The organism is Mycobacterium sp. NGS40, from assembly GCF_059812735.1.
The window spans coordinates 1-219 of the sequence record NZ_JCALDG010000154.1; the positions used below are offsets into that span (position 1 = coordinate 1).

Annotated in this window: 1 pseudogene; it reads right to left on the reverse strand. The window is 63.5% G+C overall.

What is annotated here, in order from left to right:
- A pseudogene (locus tag AC5Y5O_RS32350) lies at positions 1-219 on the reverse strand (serine/threonine protein kinase); the annotation flags it as partial.

Below are 219 nucleotides of genomic sequence, written 5' to 3' on the forward strand. Positions count from 1 at the left end.
ACGGCTCCAGGAAGTGGCGGTGGCGCGGTCAGATGGGAGCTAATCACTGCCACCGCAGGCAGATTGGCAAACATCTTGGTACCGGTCAACAGGTAGTAGGCGGTAGCCGCCAACGCGTATTGGTCCGCCCGGCCATCCAGTGCCCCACCCATCAGCTGTTCGGGTGCGCAGTAGTTCACGGTTCCCACCGCCATGTTGGTCGCGGTCAGGCCGCTCGCA